This window comes from Herbiconiux sp. A18JL235, from assembly GCF_040939305.1.
Classification (GTDB): domain Bacteria; phylum Actinomycetota; class Actinomycetes; order Actinomycetales; family Microbacteriaceae; genus Herbiconiux.
The window spans coordinates 1,461,173-1,478,093 of record NZ_CP162511.1 but is presented as its reverse complement, the minus strand read 5'-3'; the positions used below and the strand labels follow the sequence as shown (position 1 = coordinate 1,478,093).

Annotated in this window: 14 protein-coding genes and 1 tRNA gene; 5 read left to right on the top strand and 10 right to left on the bottom strand. The window is 71.0% G+C overall.

The features are described from left to right. Window positions 1–9: 9 nt before the first annotated feature. On the top strand, window positions 10–3,114 hold the full coding sequence (locus ABFY20_RS06830; protein ID WP_368499190.1) for a hypothetical protein: 3,105 nt from the start codon (window positions 10–12) through the stop codon (window positions 3,112–3,114). 30 nt (window positions 3,115–3,144) lie between these two features. Here ABFY20_RS06830 and ABFY20_RS06825 read toward each other — a convergent pair whose 3' ends face one another. The 5 genes from ABFY20_RS06825 to ABFY20_RS06805 all read right to left on the bottom strand — a co-directional run bounded on the left by ABFY20_RS06825 (window position 3,145) and on the right by ABFY20_RS06805 (window position 8,229). Then, window positions 3,145–4,449, bottom strand: coding sequence for a cell wall-binding repeat-containing protein (locus tag ABFY20_RS06825; protein ID WP_368499189.1), 1,305 nt, complete (start codon window positions 4,447–4,449; stop codon window positions 3,145–3,147). Window positions 4,450–4,546: 97 nt separating this feature from the next. Further along, window positions 4,547–5,572, bottom strand: coding sequence for a TerC family protein (locus ABFY20_RS06820; RefSeq protein ID WP_368499188.1), 1,026 nt, complete (start codon window positions 5,570–5,572; stop codon window positions 4,547–4,549). A 232-nt stretch (window positions 5,573–5,804) separates the two neighbouring features. Continuing rightward, window positions 5,805–6,473, bottom strand: coding sequence for a PadR family transcriptional regulator (locus ABFY20_RS06815; protein WP_368499187.1), 669 nt, complete (start codon window positions 6,471–6,473; stop codon window positions 5,805–5,807). Continuing rightward, window positions 6,470–7,351, bottom strand: coding sequence for a DUF4097 family beta strand repeat-containing protein (locus ABFY20_RS06810; protein WP_368499186.1), 882 nt, complete (start codon window positions 7,349–7,351; stop codon window positions 6,470–6,472). Before ABFY20_RS06810 ends, ABFY20_RS06815 begins: the two co-directional genes overlap by 4 nt. A gap of 164 nt (window positions 7,352–7,515) precedes the next feature. After that, a complete protein-coding gene (locus ABFY20_RS06805) occupies window positions 7,516–8,229 on the bottom strand; it encodes a M23 family metallopeptidase (RefSeq protein ID WP_368499185.1) in 714 nt (237 codons plus the stop codon). A 117-nt stretch (window positions 8,230–8,346) separates the two neighbouring features. Here ABFY20_RS06805 and ABFY20_RS06800 point away from each other — a divergent pair, with 117 nt between their 5' ends. Both ABFY20_RS06800 and ABFY20_RS06795 read left to right on the top strand, forming a co-directional pair. Further along, window positions 8,347–10,122, top strand: coding sequence for a glycoside hydrolase family 15 protein (locus tag ABFY20_RS06800; RefSeq protein ID WP_368499184.1), 1,776 nt, complete (start codon window positions 8,347–8,349; stop codon window positions 10,120–10,122). A gap of 50 nt (window positions 10,123–10,172) precedes the next feature. Next, on the top strand, window positions 10,173–10,667 hold the full coding sequence (locus ABFY20_RS06795) for an FBP domain-containing protein (protein ID WP_368499183.1): 495 nt from the start codon (window positions 10,173–10,175) through the stop codon (window positions 10,665–10,667). A 65-nt stretch (window positions 10,668–10,732) separates the two neighbouring features. Here ABFY20_RS06795 and ABFY20_RS06790 read toward each other — a convergent pair whose 3' ends face one another. From ABFY20_RS06790 to ABFY20_RS06775, 4 genes are all read right to left on the bottom strand, one after another. Continuing rightward, window positions 10,733–11,326, bottom strand: a complete 594-nt coding sequence (locus ABFY20_RS06790; RefSeq protein WP_368499182.1) for a DUF998 domain-containing protein — start codon at window positions 11,324–11,326, stop codon at window positions 10,733–10,735. A gap of 85 nt (window positions 11,327–11,411) precedes the next feature. Continuing rightward, on the bottom strand, window positions 11,412–11,618 hold the full coding sequence (locus ABFY20_RS06785) for a hypothetical protein (RefSeq protein ID WP_368499181.1): 207 nt from the start codon (window positions 11,616–11,618) through the stop codon (window positions 11,412–11,414). A gap of 185 nt (window positions 11,619–11,803) precedes the next feature. Further along, a tRNA-Glu gene (locus ABFY20_RS06780) sits at window positions 11,804–11,876 on the bottom strand. Between the two features lie 54 nt (window positions 11,877–11,930). After that, window positions 11,931–12,848, bottom strand: coding sequence for a diacylglycerol kinase family protein (locus tag ABFY20_RS06775; RefSeq protein WP_368499180.1), 918 nt, complete (start codon window positions 12,846–12,848; stop codon window positions 11,931–11,933). A 111-nt stretch (window positions 12,849–12,959) separates the two neighbouring features. Here ABFY20_RS06775 and ABFY20_RS06770 point away from each other — a divergent pair, with 111 nt between their 5' ends. Then, window positions 12,960–13,598, top strand: a complete 639-nt coding sequence (locus ABFY20_RS06770) for an MBL fold metallo-hydrolase (protein ID WP_368499179.1) — start codon at window positions 12,960–12,962, stop codon at window positions 13,596–13,598. Here ABFY20_RS06770 and ABFY20_RS06765 read toward each other — a convergent pair. Next, window positions 13,564–15,072, bottom strand: a complete 1,509-nt coding sequence (locus ABFY20_RS06765; protein WP_368499178.1) for a phytoene desaturase family protein — start codon at window positions 15,070–15,072, stop codon at window positions 13,564–13,566. The two genes, ABFY20_RS06770 and ABFY20_RS06765, sit on opposite strands and share 35 nt — an antisense overlap. A gap of 114 nt (window positions 15,073–15,186) precedes the next feature. Here ABFY20_RS06765 and ABFY20_RS06760 point away from each other — a divergent pair, with 114 nt between their 5' ends. Then, window positions 15,187–16,863, top strand: coding sequence for a class I adenylate-forming enzyme family protein (locus ABFY20_RS06760; protein ID WP_368499177.1), 1,677 nt, complete (start codon window positions 15,187–15,189; stop codon window positions 16,861–16,863). Window positions 16,864–16,921: the final 58 nt, after the last annotated feature.

Here is a 16,921-nt window from a genome sequence, read left to right as displayed (position 1 = left end):
GGGGGAACAATGACTCGGTTCGATCGTCGGGTGCTCACGGGCGCTCTCGCTGTACTCTGCTCGTTCGCGCTCACGGGGGCGCCGGTCGCGGCTTCGGCGGCATCGGCAGCGGGCTCGCCGACAGCGGGCTCGCCTGCGGCGGGCTCCTCGCCTGCGGCGGGCACCCCGGCCGCGGGCACCTCCGCGCCGGCCGCTCCGGTGGCCACGGGCGCCGACTGGACGGTCGAGGCACTCGCCGACGGATCGGGCTACCGCGTCACCAAGACCGTCAGCGAGCTCCCCGACCGCTCCGCCGTTCCGGTGCTCTGGGCAGACGGGGTGGCGCTCGGCGCCGCCGTGCTCTCCGCCGACGGCACCTCGCTCAGCGTGGTCACCCCCGACGAGGCGGTGCTCACGGCAGGCCAGGTGCTCGTGGGCTGGAGCGGGGAGGGCGACCCGGCCCGCGACGCGGCCACGCGAGACGACGGAGGTCTCGGCGACGGGCCCGCAGCATCCGGCAGCGTGCCGTCGGCCGCTCCCTGGCTCGACCTCGACCCTGGAACCGCGGGCCCCTACACGGTCGAGCGCGCCGACTACGACCTCGGCGACGAGGCCGAGGAGATCTACGGGTTCGACGGCGCCCGCGGGGAGATGCGCGCCGCCGTCTACCTGCCTGAGGGGCTCGCCGGCGAACTGCCCGTCGCGATCCTCCTCCACGGTCAGCACATCGCGTGCGCCACCGACGACGACCAGGCGCCTCCGGTGTGGCCGTGCGCCGAGGGAGAGACCGAGATCCCGAGCTACCTCGGCTACGACGGCCCCGCCGAGGCGCTCGCCTCGAACGGCTACGCCGTGGTGTCGATCTCTGCCAACGCCATCAACCGCCTCAACGGGATGCACGGGTCGGACCAGGGGACGGATGCGCGGGGCCACCTCGTGCTCGACCACCTCGCGCTGCTCCGCGCCGCCGATGCCGGCCCCGTCGAGGGCATCGGCTCGGCACTCGTCGGGCGCCTCGACCTCGACCGGGTGGGGCTCATGGGGCACTCGCGCGGGGGCGACGGGGTCGTGCGCGCAGCCGTGCTCAACGCCTCGACGCTCGTCGGCGCCCCGGGCGGCCCCTTCGGCATCGCCTCGGTGCTCCCCCTCGCCCCCACCGACTTCACCCGCACCGCCCTGCCCGACGTGCCCACGGCGGTGGTGCTGCCCTACTGCGACGGCGACCTCACCGACCTGCAGGGTCAGCATTACATCAACGACTCGCGGCACGCCTTCGGCGACGACGTGCTGCGATCGTCGGTGCTCGTGATGGGGGCGAACCACAACGCCTTCAACACGGTGTGGTCCTCGCCCGAGTACCTCGAGTCGGGCGACGACTGGGACACGAACCCGATGCTCGGGCCCGACGACCCCACCTGCGGCTCGACAGCCCCCTCTCGCCTCAGCCGTGAGGAGCAGTACGCGGTGGGCACCGCCTACGTGGCCGGCTTCTTCCGGCTCACCCTGGGCGACGAGACGGCATTCCTCGGCCAGTTCGACGGCTCGGATGCGCGGCCCGCGTCGATCGGTCGCGCCGATGTGCGCGTCACCGCCGTCTACCCCTCGTCGGCCCGTCTCGACGTGAACACCTTCGCCGACCCGGCCGTCGAGGTGACCACCACCGGACGCGGGGTGTCGTCGTACTGCCAGAGCACCGAGAACATCGCCGATCCCTCGTCGCTGCCGTTCTGCCTCACCGGCAACGTGCGCCCCGAGCAGGCGGGCGAGTTCGCCGACTCGCTCTACGGCGCCCGCATCCCGACGACGACGTCGGTGCACTTCCAGTACTCGACCGAGCCCGCGGGCCGCGCGGAACCGTCGACGCTCGTCGTCGACGTTCCGGGCGGGGCGCTCGACACGTCGAGCGCCGAATTCCTCACGGTGCGGGCGATGCCCGACGAGACGATCTCCGACTCGGTGTCGCTCACGGTCACCGTGGTCGACACGGCGGGCGGGTCGGCCACCGTCGACGCCGCCGAGTACGGCGCGGCACTCACCCGGCTGCCGGGCTCCAGCGCGGCACTGCCGAAGATGCTCTACCAAGACCTGCGCATCCCGGTCTCGGCACTGCAGGGCGTCGACCTGAGCCGGGTGGAGTCGGTCTTGTTCACCGGGGTGGGCACGGGCGCGGTGCTGCTCTCCGACCTCGCGTTCGTCACGGCTCCGTCGATCGGCGAGGCCGCCGTCGTGCCGCGCACGGCGCTCTCGGTGGTGCACGGCGCCGTCGACGTCGACGCTTCGGTGGAGTCGGCGCGCGTCGCCGTCGTGCTCGCCGCGCCGACCACCGACCCCGTGAGCGGCTGGCTCACCCACTACACCGCCCCCCAAGACATGCACGCGCTGCCGTTCACCATCGCAGCGGGCGAGCGGTGCGCCGCCGTCGACGTTCCGCTCGGCTCGCGACGGCCCGATGCGGGGCGCCGCTCGGGCTTCGGCACCAGCCTCGGACTCGTGACGGGCGCCGGGGTCGTGGGTGCGGGTTTCGACAACGTGCTGCTGCGCGACACGGCGGTTCCCGTCGTCGACGGTGACCCCTCGACCCTTCCCTACGGCCTCCAGGGCGATGCCTGTGCGGAGGCACTCGCTGCCCAGTCGCCGGTGCCGCTCGATGCCCCGCCCGCCGCCGAGCAAGGTTCGCGCATCCCGCTGGCGGCGACGGGCTACCGCCCGGGCGAAGGGGTCGTCGTCACCCTCGGCGACACGGCGATCGCCGCCACCATCGCCGACAGCTCCGGCACCGCATCGCTCTCGGCCACCGTGCCCGCCGTCACCCCGGTCGGCACGGCGCCCCTCACTCTCCGGGGCTCGGGCTCCGCCCTCCGCGCCCAGGCCGACCTCGACGTCACCGCCGCGGTTTCACCGACCCCGACACCGACGCCGGCTCCGCCTCCCGGCCCCTCCCCTTCGCCGACACCGGGTTCCGGCGCGGGCGACGGCTCGACCCTCGCGGCCACGGGCTCCACCCCGCACGCCGTCGCGCTCCCGGCCCTCGCCGCCCTGGCCTTCGTCCTCGCGGGGGCGGCACTCCTCCTCCGCCCCCGCCCCCGCACCCGCCTCGGCGGCGGCGGCGCCCGAACCAGGAACGCAGGCAGGTAGGCACCTCGGCCGAGCGCCGGGGCCCGCCCATCACCCCAGGTGGGTCGCGAGCTCGTCGTAGGTCGCCGCGGAGACGGTGTGGGAACCACCCAGCACGATGATGCGCGTCGGGTTGAGGCGATCGAGTTCGGTCGCGGTGGCGGCGGGGATGCCGTCGCGGGTGACGAGAAGCACCGGGGCGTGTGCCCGGATGGCCGCGGCCGAGCCGGCGAGTGCGTCGGGAAAGACCTCGCCCGACGCCACGTAGACCGTGTGGTCGACAACCGGGAGGAACGACTTCTCCGACACGGTCGCCGCGGTCGCATAGCGGTCGGCGCCCTTGATGCGAGTACCCACCAGGCCGGCGAGGCGGTCGACCTCGGCGCGGGTGGCCTCGGTGACGGTGTTCTCGCCTCCGAGCACCACGACCGCGAGCGGCTTCAGTCGCTCGAGCTCGGTGGCCACAGTCGCCGGCACCGCATCCCTCTGCACGAGCAGCACGGGCCCTCCGAGATGACCGGCTGCCGCCGAGCCCGCCAGGGCGTCGGGGAACACCTCGCCCGAGGCGATGTACACCACCGGGCGCGCCGGGGCGAAGGTGCGCGCCGAGACTGCTGCCGAGACGGCGTAGCGGTCGACGCCGTCGACGCGGGTGACATCCATCGCCCCGTAGCCGCCGAGCGCCGACTCCACGGCGGCGGAGACCGTGTTCGACCCGCCGAGCAGCACGACGTGGTCGGGGGCGAGCCGGCGCAGCTCGGTGTCGACGACGGCCGGGATGGCGCCCTTCTGCACCAACAGCACCGGAGCATCCTCAGCCCCTGCCGCCGCCGAGGCCGACAGCGCGTCGGGGAACACCTCGCCCGACGCCACGAACACCGTGTCGACCCCCGCGGGGAACTTCGCAGCCGACACGGCGGCCGCCGTCGCGTACCGGTCTGCTCCGTCGATGCGCTCGATCACCGGCGTGGTGGTGACCGTCACGGTCGCCGTCGACCCGGCGCAGAAGGCCAGGGGCACGGGGAGCTTGAGGCAGTAGCTGAAGGTGTCGACGCCCGCCCACCCCTCGAGCGGAGTGTAGGTGAACGACCCGTCGGCCGTGATGCCCGACAGCGTGCCGTGCACGGGCGGTGTCTCGAGCGAGATCAGGAGACCCAGCCCTGGGTCGACGCCGAGGTCGTTGGCGAGCAGCCCCGACGCGGCGTCGGCCGTGAGCACGGTGCCGGTCGAGAGCGAGTACGCGTCGTCGACCGCGTCGGCATCGGCGGCCGACGCGGCGTTCGGGGCGGCGAGCACGAGGGCGGCGACTGCCGCTGCGGCGAGCAGGGGGCCCACGCGGGGAACGGATCGGGACATGGCATCCTCCAGGATCGAGTGACCATCCACGCCGACGCGACGTGGTGCCGTCAATCCTGGGGGCGGAGGCGCCCTGGGCAGCCTGAGTAATTGATGCCTACTCGCCGGCGCCGCGGTCCCCCTGGGCCGCCTCTTTGAGCTCCTCCTTCACCGAGGCTCCGCGTCGCTTCATGACGACGAGAGAGGCGATGGTGGCCACGGCCATCGAGAGGATGATGACGGCGAGGGAGGTCCAGGTGTCGATGTCGGGGATCCACTCGATGTGCTCACCTCCGTTGATGAACGGCACCTCGTTCTCGTGCAGCGCGTGGAACACCAGCTTCACCCCGATGAACGCGAGGATGAACGCGATGCCGTAGTGCAGGTAGATGAGCCGGTCGAGCAGGCCCCCCAGCAGGAAGTAGAGCTGACGGAGCCCCATCAGCGCGAACACGTTCGCCGTGAACACGATGAACGGGTTCTGTGTGATGCCGAAGATCGCCGGGATGGAGTCGAGTGCGAAGAGCAGGTCGGTCGAGCCGAGCGCGATGAACACGATGATCATCGGGGTGAAGATCTTGCGGCCGTCGACCACGGTGCGCACCTTGGCCCCGTCGAAGTCGTCGGAGATGGCGACCCGCCGCCGCAGCATCCGCACCAGCCGGTTCTCGCCTGCGCCCTCGTCGTCGTCGTGCCCGAAGGCCTGCTTGAACGCCGTGTAGAGCAGGAACGCGCCGAAGATGTAGAAGATCCAGCTGAGCGACTCGATGAGCTGCGCCCCGATGAGGATGAAGATGCCGCGCAGCACGAGCGCGATGATGATGCCCACCATCAACGCTTCCTGCTGGTACTTCCTCGGCACGTTGAAGCGCGACATGATGATGACGAAGACGAACAGGTTGTCGATCGACAGGCTGTACTCGGTGAGCCACCCCGCCAGGAACTGGCCCGCCTGCTCCCCGTCGGAGAACAGCAGCATGAGCAGTGCGAACACCAGGGCGAGCCCGACGTAGAACACCACCCAGAGCGTCGCCTCCTTGAACGACGGCACGTGCGGCCTCTTGTACGCCAGCACGAGGTCGGCGGCGAGGATGAGCACGAGCACGACGAGCGAGACGATCTCGAACGCGAGGGGCAGTTGCACGGAGGCGACCTTTCAGGAGAATTCAGACAGCACGAAGCCGCGAAAGTCTCTCCTGCGCCCGCAGCGCGACGACCGGGTCGACGGATGCGGGAACCGCTGCCCCCGGGTGCGCGACGACGGGCACCGTGATGACGATGGCAGCGAAGTGGATACTCCCCTTCTCCGCCCATAGTACAGCCGCGCCGACCGGTCCTCGCATCCGGTCGGCGCGGCTACCTCCTGGGCCGCAGGCTCAGCGTGGCTTGAGCTCGTCGCGGAACTCGGCCCGCACCTCATCGAGCCGCAGCTTCAGCCGATCGACGATGGCGGGGTCGAGGCTCCGCGCCGAGGCCCTTCGCAGGTCGAGCCGCATCGACTGCCTGAAGTCGGTGAGCGCGACGTCCGCCGACCGCAGCGCCTCGGCCGACTCGGCCCGGCTGGGGAACCCGGATGCGTCGGAACCGCGGGTCTCCGACCACCCGGCCCCGGAGGCTCCCGCCGACCGGGCCGACCGCGCCGACTCCTTCGCCGCGACACGCGCCTCGCGGGCGGCGGAGGCCAGATCGGCCTTGAGGCTCTTCATCGCCTCGTTGACCCCCGAGCGCACCTCGTCGGCGATGCGCCGCACCGAGTCGGAGAGCTGCGCCTCGATCTCGTCGAGCTCACCGCGACGCGACTCCACCTCGGCGCGCCCCGCATCCGTGATGGAGTAGACGGTCTTCCGCCCGTCGGCGGTCTTGGTGACGAGGCCCTCCTCCTCGAGCTTCGCGAGACGAGGGTAGATCGTGCCCGCGCTCGGGCTGTACGTGCCGCCGAAGCGGTCGCTGAGCGCCTGGATGAGCTCGTAGCCGTGCTTGGGCGACTCGTCGAGCAGGCTCAGCAGGTAGAGGCGCAGGTGTCCATGGCCGAAGAGCGGAGTCATGCCGTCGCCCCCTCGTCGAACGACGGAGCGCCGGACGAAGACCCGGTCGAGGCAGCCGAGTCGAAGGCGGGCTCGCCCTGCCCCTCCCGGAACATGACGGTGATGTCTCCGGAGACCGAGTTCGCCCTGAACTCCGTCCAGGCGCCGTCGAGCTCGCCGGTGCGGCCGTTGTAGCCGCCTCCGCGCAGGCCCTTGATGGTCGAGGTGCCGAGCTGCAGCGTGCCCGACACCGAGTTCACGTTGTAGCGCACCGCGGTGCTCGCCTCGAGCCGCACCGTCAGGTCGCCCGAGACGGTGTTGTTCTGGATCTCGTCGGGCACACCGGTGGTGTCGACGAACACCTCTCCCGCGACGCCGTCGCAGGAGAAGCGGCGGATGGCGCCGGAGACCGTGATGTCGCCCGACACGGTGTGCGCGTTGACGAGCCCGGTGTGGTCGCGCACCAGAACCTCGCCGCTCACCGTGTTGAGGTCGAGGTCGCCCGTCACCGAGTCGACGACGACGTCGCCGTTGACGGTGCTCACCCGAGCATCCGCCGTGAGCCCCGAGATGAGCCCCGATGCCGAGATGACCCCGAACTTGAGGGCGACGTCGCGCGGCACCAGGATGCTCACGTCGGCCCTGGCGTTGCCTCGCCACGACTTGAACACCTCGATGAAGTTGTCCCATCGCAGCTGGGGGTGGTCGATCTCGAGGGCGTCGCCGTCGATGGAGATCTTGAGGTCTTTGCCCGAGACGGAGTGCACCTCGATGCGTGCTCCGGGCTCGTCGTGCCCGATGATGTCGACCTGCCCGCCGATGAGGCCGACCTTGAGCGAGCGCACGAGCTCGATGTCGATGACTTTCGGACCGTCGACGATCCACTTCTCCAAGACCATGATGACCTCCCGGTCGAAGTCGCGTTATATCGCGTTTCTGCTTCTGCAGACACGATAGATCGCGAGGGTTCGCGATGTCAAGATATATCGCGACCCAGGACACGCATCCTGACTCCCCGGTCGGCGTCGGGAGACGCGACGGCACCGGATGCGGCGATCCCGCGTCAGATGATGCCGTGCTCCGTCATGAACGGCATCGGGTCGTAGCGCACACCGTCGGCACCGTAGAGCTCGAAGTGCGTGTGCTCGGTGGTCGCGTTGCCCGTGCGCCCGGTGAGACCGATGACCTGGCCGGCCTTCACGGTGTCGCCGACGCCCGCCATGAGCGAGCCGTCCTGGAAGTGCATGTACATGCTGCAGACCGCCACGCCCCCCACCTTGTGGGCGATCGATATGTAGACGCCGCCGGTGCCCCCGTTGCCGGAGGCTCCGATGACGATGCCGTCGGCGATCGCGTGCACCGGCACACCGGGCCCGTTGAGCATGTCGATGCCCTTGTGGAAGCCTTCGGCGCGCGGGCCGAACAGGTCGGACATGCGGTTGCCGTCGGGGTAGACGGGTGAGAAGCCCGCGGTCTCGGTCACCGCATCCGCACCGGCCTGGCACTGGGCACCGCCGTAGCCGCCCTGACTCGACGCGACCGGCTTGGGCGTGGGAGTCGGGGTGGGGGTGTGGATCACGTAGCCGTCGCGGGCGACGGCGGCGAGCTGGCCCGACGCGGCGTCGAACGACTGCTCCGCCCCGGGTGCGGCGTCGATGCGGATGTCGTCGAACGAACCGACCGTCGCGAGCGAGGCCGCGGGAACGGAGGTGGCCACCGCGACGCCGACCACGAAGGTCATGGCGACGACGCCCAGCACGGTTCCGCGGTACTTCACCTCGACATTCTTCATCGGCGGGTGCCGGAGCACAACCGGGGGGGGGGCAGGCGCGGCACGGCCGGAGCCCCCGCGCGCCCGTGTGCGCGTGTCGGTGGTTCGCACCAGAATCGGATCATGTCACTCCCCATCGCGGACTACGCGCTCATCGGCGACTGCCACACGGCGGCCCTGGTCGGAATAGACGGGAGCATCGACTGGCTCTGCCTGCCCCGCTTCGACTCCGCGTCGACCTTCGGCGCACTGCTCGGCACCGAGGAGCACGGGCGCTGGGTCGTGGCCCCCGTCGACCCGGGCGCCACCAGCACCCGCTCCTACATCGACGACACCTTCGTGCTGGTCACCCGCTGGCAGACCGCGGGGGGTGTCGCCGAGGTCGTCGACTTCATGCCGATGGGCGCGGGCCGCGCCGAGGTGGTGCGCCGGGTGCGGGGCGTCGAGGGCACGGTGCGCCTGCGCGAAGAGCTCGCCATCCGTTTCGGCTACGCCGACGCGCTGCCGTGGATGCGGCAGGCACCCGAGCAGGGCGGCCACGCGGTGGTGGGCGTCGCCGGGCCCGACGCCGTGATCGTGAGGGGCCCCGCCCTCAGGGCCACCGATCACGCCCACGCCGCCGAGTTCGAGGTGAGCGAGGGCGACGAGGTCGACATCGTGCTCACCTGGTACCCGTCGCACCGCAACCCCCCGGGGGCCCTCGACGTCTCGGAGCAGCTCGACGACACTCTGGCCTGGTGGCGCGAGTGGGCGTCGGCGGCGCCGATCGAGGGCGAGTACGCGGCCGCGGTCAGGCGCTCGCTGCTCGTGCTCCGAGCCCTCACCCACGCCGAGACGGGCGGCATCGTGGCGGCCGCGACGACGAGCCTGCCCGAACAGTTCGGCGGCGCCCGCAACTGGGACTATCGCTACACCTGGATTCGTGACGCCTCCCTCACGCTCAGCGCGCTCATGATCTACGGCTACGAGGCCGAGGCCGGCCACTGGCGCCGGTGGCTGCTCCGGGCCATCGCGGGCGACCCCGCCGACATCCAGATCATGTACGGTCTCTCCGGCGAGCGGCACCTGCCCGAGTACGAAGTCCCGAGCCTCCCCGGCTACCAGGGCTCCTCCCCCGTGCGTGTCGGCAACGACGCCTCCACGCAGTACCAGGGCGACATCTTCGGCGAGCTCATGATCGCCCTGCGCGAGGCACGGCGCATCGGCGTCGAGGAAGACCAGTACTCCTGGCCGCTGCAGCGCGCCCTGCTGGGTTTTCTGGAGAAGACCTGGCAGCGGCCCGACAACGGCATCTGGGAGATCCGCGGGCCTCAGCAGGCCTTCACCCACTCCCGCGCGATGATCTGGGCCGCGTTCGCCTGCGGCGTCGAGGCCGTCGAGCGCTACGGCCTGCCGGGCGACTCCGCGCGCTGGGCGGAGCTCCGCGACGCCATCCGGGCCGAGATCGAGGAGCACGGCTTCGACGCCGAACGCAACACCTTCGTGCAGCACTACGGCGGAACGCAGGTCGACGCCTCGTTGCTGCTGCTCGGGCAGATCGGCTTCGTCGCCCCCGACGACCCACGGATGCTCGGCACCGTCGCGCAGATCGAGAAGGAGCTGCTTCGCGACGGCCTGCTCATGCGCTACCGCACCGAAACCGGTGTCGACGGGCTCGCCGGCGGCGAGCATCCGTTCCTCGCCTGCTCGTTCTGGCTGGTGCAGCAGTATGCGCACTCGGGGCGGCTTGACGACGCCCGGGCGCTCATGTCCAAGCTCGTCGCCCTGTCGAATGACGTGGGTCTGCTCTCGGAGGAGTACGACGTCGAGGGCGCACGGCAGGCCGGCAACACCCCGCAGGCCTTCTCGCATCTCGCGCTCGTACGTGCCGCCGATGCCATCGCGCGCGCATCGCAGTAGGTGCCGCACCGGCTTTGCCGTGTCGACGGCCGAGGTTTACGCTCGTACCGATGAAGCCACTCACCGAGGCGGAGATCCGCGGGTCGTTCACCAACATCAGCGAGCACGAGCTCGAGCGCATGGTGCTCCCCGGGCTCCATGAGATCGTGTGGGAAGACCGGGAGTTCCTCGGCTGGCGCGACCCGCACGCCATCCACCGCGGGTACATCGTGTTCTGGCGCGACGGCGAGCCCGTCGGCATCCTGCTGAAGGCCGCGGGCTCGCGGTCGCGGCCCGGCATCGCGGCGATGTGCACGTTCTGCCGCACCCCGCTCCCCGGCGGGCAGGTGACGCTGTTCAGCGCACCGCGTGCGGGTCAGGCGGGCTTCGACGGCTCGACCGTCGGCACGTACATCTGCAGCGACCTGGGTTGCTCGAACCTCATCAGGATCGTGCCGCCGAGGTCGGAGCTGCAGCCCGACCCCGACGCCGTCATCGCGCTGCGCGCGCACGGCTTGTCGACCCGGCTGAACTCGTTCACCGAGAACGTGCTGCGCGCGAGCTGAGGCGGCACGCCCCAGAGAGGTGAACTGGGTCAGAGAGGTGACCTGGGTCAGAGAGGTGACCTGGGTCAGCTCGTGAGCGCCGATGTGCCGAGTACGGCGATCCACACGATGAACGCGAGGTAGATGAGCCGCTCGCCGAAGCCGAAGCCCCAGGCCAGGCGCGGGCTCCGGCGTGAGACGAGCATGAGCAGGGTGCCCACGACCCCGACGACGCCGCCGATCGTGGCCACGAGTCCGGCGGCCGTGAGTCCCGCGTCGTGGAGCATGCCGGCCGCCACGAACATGGCGGCGATGACACCGCCGAACGCCAGGACCGCGAGCAGGTCGTGCACCCGCCCCGTGGTCGTCTTCGACGCCTCCGGCGCGTCCATCGGGAAGAAGGGGATGAGGATGCGCGCCGCCGCGAAGACGGCCAGCAGCACGACGGTGGGCAGCGAGCCCGGCAGCGCGGCGACGGCGATGAGGGAGCCGATGCCGGCGATCCCGGCACCGAATGCGGCGGTGGCGTACCCCGACTTGAAGCGGGTGATGCCGTAACGGCTCACCGGGTCGCGCAACGGCGACAGCCCGGTGGGGAGCAGGTGCAGGGCGATCAGGGCGAGGGTCGCGACGGCGATCGCGATCAGCGCGACGAGCCCACCCCACTGCGTCGACGTCATGGGGCCGAGCCTATCGAGCGGCCCGGTGGCTCCGCGTCAGGCGATCGGGGGATTGACCCGCGCCACCGGCGACGTGCAGGCCCGCTCAGCCGTCGTTCTCGACGATGTCGTCATCGTCGGTCGCCACCTCGGCGTCGTCGTTCTCGGGCTCGTCGGCGACGCTCGGGTCGACGCCGGAGGGCACTGCCTCGGTGGTGGGGCCGTTGCCGACCACGCCCTCACCGTCGGGGTACCCGGCGTAGTCGGGGTATTCGATGTCGCTGAGGTCGACGGGCTCGTTGCTGTCGGTCATGGTGGCTCCTTCTGGGTGACGGATGCGTCTCCCTGTCGAGTCTGCACCGATCCCCCGGAAACGCCGATGCCCCGAACATGCCGATGCCCCGAACCTGCCGATACCCGGAAACGCTGATGCGCCTGACGTGCCGATACCCGGAAACGACAGAACCCCCGGCCGAGACCGGGGGTTCTGTCGTGTTGTGACCCCAGCGGGATTTGAACCCGCGTTACCGCCGTGAGAGGGCGACGTCCTAGGCCGCTAAACGATGGGGCCGTTTTTGCAACTTAACGAGTATGCCACAGGGCCTCCGGCGATTCCAAATCGACCTCAGGCCAGCACGCGCAACGCGCCCGGCACGAGTTCGACCAGCAGGGGAAGCTCGCCGAACCGCTCGCCGTCGGCGTACCCGACGATCTCGTCGGCAGCGACCGAGACCGTACGACCTCGGCGGAACTCCACAACGGGAAGACCGACATGGGTTCCCGAGAACACTTTGGGGAACAGCCTGATGAATCGCAGCCTCGACACCGGCTTCACGATGAAGACGTCGAGCAGGCCGTCGTCGAGCTCGGCGTCGGGGGCGATGCGCATGCCGCCGCCGATGGTGGTGTTGTTCGCCACCGCGAGCAGGCACGAGTCGACCTCGACGGTCTCGCCGTCGATCTCGAGCCGGTAGCGGCGCGATTTCAGGGTGATGAGCTCGGCGACGAGCGCGAGCACGTAGCGGGAGGCGCCTTTCGGGAAGCGCATCCCGTTGGCGCGTTCGTTGACGCGGGCGTCGAACCCCGCCGAGAGCACCCCCGCGAACCAGCGCGGTTCGGCGAGCGCCTCGCCCGAGACCCTGGCCGCGTCGACGGTGCGGGGGCCGGTGTCGAGGGTGGCGAGCAGATGGGCGATCGCCGCATCCATGTCTCCCGTCGGCACCCCCACCGCTCCCGCGAAGTCGTTGCCGGTTCCGGCGGGGATGATGCCGAGCGGAACCGGGGTGCCCGCCACGAGGTTGACGCCGAGGTTCACCATGCCGTCACCGCCCACCACCACGAGTGCGTCGGCGGGTCGCGCCCGGTCGGAGACCGCTTCGCGCGCGATGCGCACCAGGCCGTCGAAGTCGGGGGCGCTGAGCGGCACGACCTCGTGACCGCCCGCTCGCAGCGCCGCCACCACCGCCGGCCCGACGTGGCGGGTGGCGCCGAATGACGCGTTCGGGTTGATCGCGACGACGATCCGCTTCGGAGGGGAGCCCATAGCGGTCGATTATCCCGCATCGATCTCGGGCAGGGTGCCGTGGGCCATCGACGCCCGACGCGCGGCGCCCCACGTTGCGCGACGCCCCGGCGCGGTGTTGAGTCGAACATCATGAGACTCACGAAATTCGAGCACGCCGCACTCCTCCTCGAGCAGTCGGGCAGAAAGCTCTTCGTCGATCCCGGCTCGTTCACCACCCCCATCACCGATGCCGCGAACACCGTCGCCGTCGTCATCACCCACGAGCACCCCGACCACTGGACCCCCGACCAGCTGCGTCGCATCCTCGAGGCCTCCCCCGACGCGATGCTGTACGGGCCGGAGGGTGTGGTGCGGGCCGCCTCGGACTTCGCCGTCACCCGCGTCGATCCGGGTGACACGGTGGAGGTCGCGCCGTTCTCGTTGCGCTTCTTCGGCGGCCGGCACGCCGTCATCCACTCCTCGATCCCGGTGATCGACAACGTCGGCGTGCTCGTGAACGACACGCTCTACTATCCGGGCGACTCCTGGGCCGTGCCCGAGGGGGTCGAGGTCGACACGCTGGCCGTGCCGGCGGGGGCTCCGTGGATGAAGATCGCCGAGGCGATGGACTACGTGCTCGAGGTGAAACCGAAGCGCGCTTTCGGCACCCACGAGATGGTGCTCTCGGTAGCCGGCAAGTCGATGGCCGCCGACCGCCTGGCCTGGGCCACCGCGGAGGGCGGCGGCGAGTACGTCAACCTGCAGCCGGGCGATTCGCTCGACCTGTAGATCGTGGTGGAGGTGCCCCCGCAGGCCCGAGCCGGGGCGCCTCGGCCACCCCGAACACGTCGCGGAGGGCGGCCCGGGCCGCGCCGTACCCCGCCATGCCGTGCACGCCGGGCCCCGGGCTCGTGCTCGATGAACAGAGGTACACCCCGGAGAGCGGCGTGCGCCAAGGCGTGGGCGAGAGCACCGGCCGCGCAAGCAGCTGGGCGAAGCTCGCCGTGCCCGAGGAGATGTCGCCGCCCGGGTAGTTCGCGTCGTACGACTCGTAGCCCCTGGCGGTGATCGCCGCCGACGCCACCACCCGGTCGCGGAAGCCCGGCGCGTACTCCTCGATGCGCGCCGTGACGACCTCGGTCATGTCGCGCTGCGACCCCCGCGGCACGTGCGTGTACGCCCAGAGCACCTCGTGGCCCGCCGGGGCCCGCCCACGGTCGACCACCCCGGGCTGGGCGACGAGCACGTAGGGGCGCTCAGGGTGGCGGCCCGCGGCCACCAGCCGCTCTGCCCGGTCGATCTCGACCGCGCTGCCACCGAGGTGCACGGTGCCCGAGCGGGCCACCTCCGGATTCGCCCAGGGCACCGGCCCGTCGAGCACGAAGTCGACCTTCGAGGCGGCGTCCCCGTAGCGGAAGCGCTCGAGCGCCCGCCGGTACCGCGCCGGGAGCACGTCGCCCGTCATTCCGAGGAGCGCCCGAGGGGTCACGTCGAGCAGCACCGCCCGCGCCGGCGGCAGTTCCCTCAGCGAACGGATGCGCGCATCCGTCACCACCTCTCCCCCGTGCGCCTCGAGATCGGCCAGCAACGCTCCGACGATCGCTCGCGACCCGCCGATCGGCAGCGGCCAGCCCCCGCTGCCGTGGGCGAGGGCACTGAGCAGCACACCCGCGCTGCGGCCGCCGAAGGAGCTCACCGGCTGGATGGCGTGAGCGCTCGCCCCGGCGAGGAGCGCCGCTGCCTTCTCGGTGCGGAATCCCGCCGACAGCGACCGGGTGGAGGCGAGCACGGCGAGGCCGAGCTGCGCCATCGCGACCGGATGCTTCGGCACCGAGACGATCGGCGACAGCGCGCTCTCGACCACGGCGTCGAGTCTGGCCACGAGAGGCCCGACGAGGCGCTGCCAGGCAGGTCCGTCGACGCCCAGACCCTCGGCGGTGCGCTCGAGCTCCTGGTAGGCCAGCGCTGCCCTGCCGCCGCTCAGCACGTGGGCGTAGGAGATCTCGGGGATTCCGAACTCCAGCCGCTCGCGCAGCCCGAACGCGGTGAAGAACGGGGAGGTCAGCGCCATCGGGTGCACCGCCGAGCACACGTCGTGCAGGTGTCCCGGGAGGGTGAGCTCGGCCGTGCGCGCGCCGCCGCCCGGGGTCGCCGCGGCTTCGTACACCCGCACCGACAGGCCGGCCCGCGCCATCGTCACGGCGGCGGCGAGACCGTTCGGCCCGCTGCCCACCACCGCGACGTCGACCGCATCCGTGCCCATGCCGAAAGACTAGCCAGGCGCGGCGCCCGGTGTTCCCGACCCGGTGTTTCGGAATGGCCCCGAGCCGCCTGACGGTTGTATATCTGGATGCAGGCTGGACGAGAACGAGGAACGATGAGCACTCCGAACACCGACTACGACACCTCCGCCTTCCGCGAGGTGTTCGAGCAGCACTTCACCTGGGCGTCGGCGGTGGAGCGCAACGTGCACCGCTACGCGAACCGCACCGCCATCACCGACTCCGTCTCGGGCGAGTCGTGGACCTACCGGCGCCTCGGCGAGGTGACCGGAGCGCTCGTCGCCGGGCTCGCCGAGCGCGGCGTCGGGGTGGGCGACCTGGTGGGCTACCAGCTCATCAACCGCCCGGAGTTCGCCTTCCTCTACGTGGCCGCCCAGGGCCTCCGGGCGGTCTCCTCACCCATGAACTTCAGACTGGCGCCGGCCGAGACGGCGCACATCCTCGACCAGTCGCGGCCGAAGATCTTCGTCTACGAGACCGCGCTCGCCGAGCAGGTGCGCACCGCACTCGAGCTCGCCGAGCACACACCCGACGTGCTCGTGGCGGTCGGCGACCCCGATGGCGCCGGGCTCCTCCCCGGCACCGTCCCCTTCGCCGAGCTGCTCGTCGAAGGGGCACCGAGCTTCCACGCCCCCGCGGGGGCGACCGTGTGGGACGAGACCTCACGGCTCTACACCTCCGGCACCACCGGCATGCCGAAGGCGGTTCCGCTCACCAGCCTCAACGAGACCTTGAGCGCCCACGACGCCATCATGCACTTCCCGCTCGGGCCGACCGACAAGACGATGAACATGTCTCCCTGGTTCCACCGCGGCGGCAACTACTGCGCCGGCCCGAACACCGCCTTCTACGTCGGGTCGGAGGTGGTGACGCTCCCCCAGTTCGAGCCCGGTCTCGTGCTCGACCTCATCGAGCGGCATCGGCTCAGCTACGTCATCGGCGCCCCCACCAACCTCGAACGCCTCGCGGATGTGCAGGAGGCGTCACCGCGCGACCTGAGCTCCCTCTCGGGGATCGTGACGATGGGCGCCCCGCTCGACCGCGCCGCGGCGCTGCGCTACCAGAGCACGCTCACCCGACGCATCGCGAACGGCTACGGCACCACCGAGGCGTTCTGGAACACCTACCTCCGCCCCGAAGACCTGCCCGAGGCGGCCGGCGCCGCAGGGCGCGCGTGCCTCGACGACGACGTGGCGGTGGTGAAGGTCTACGACGACCGCTTCGCCGACCCCGACGACCTGGTCGCGAAGGACGGCACCGAGGTCGGCGAGGTGATCATGAGGAGTGTGAAGAGCGGGTACGGCTACGTCGACAACCCCGAGGAGCAGGCGAAGAAGTTCCGCGACGGCTGGATGTACCCAGGCGATCTCGCCACCTGGAACGACGACGAGATCGTGACGATCATCGGCCGCAAGGACGACATGATCATCTCCGGGGGCGAGAACGTGCATCCGGTGCAGGTCGAGGAGGCGCTGGCCGCGCATGCCGACGTCGCCGACAGCATCGTCACCGGACTCGCCGACCCGGAGTGGGGCGAAGTGGTGGTGGCGTACGTGAAGCCGCGCGAGGGGCGCCTGGCCGACGCCGTCGCCGCCGCGGCCGAACTCGACCGCCACTGCCGCGAGAGCGTGACGCTCGCCCGCTTCAAGCGGCCGCGCCGCTACGCCTTCGTCGACGAGCTCCCCTACACGGCGACAGGCAAGAAGCAGCACTTCGTGATGAAGCAGCAGGCGCCCGCGGATGCGGCGGCGGGCGTGTTCCACACCCCCTGACGATCCGGTGCGACGATTCGGCCCTCGGCCTGAACGTTCGGACCGGGTCGTTCGTTGT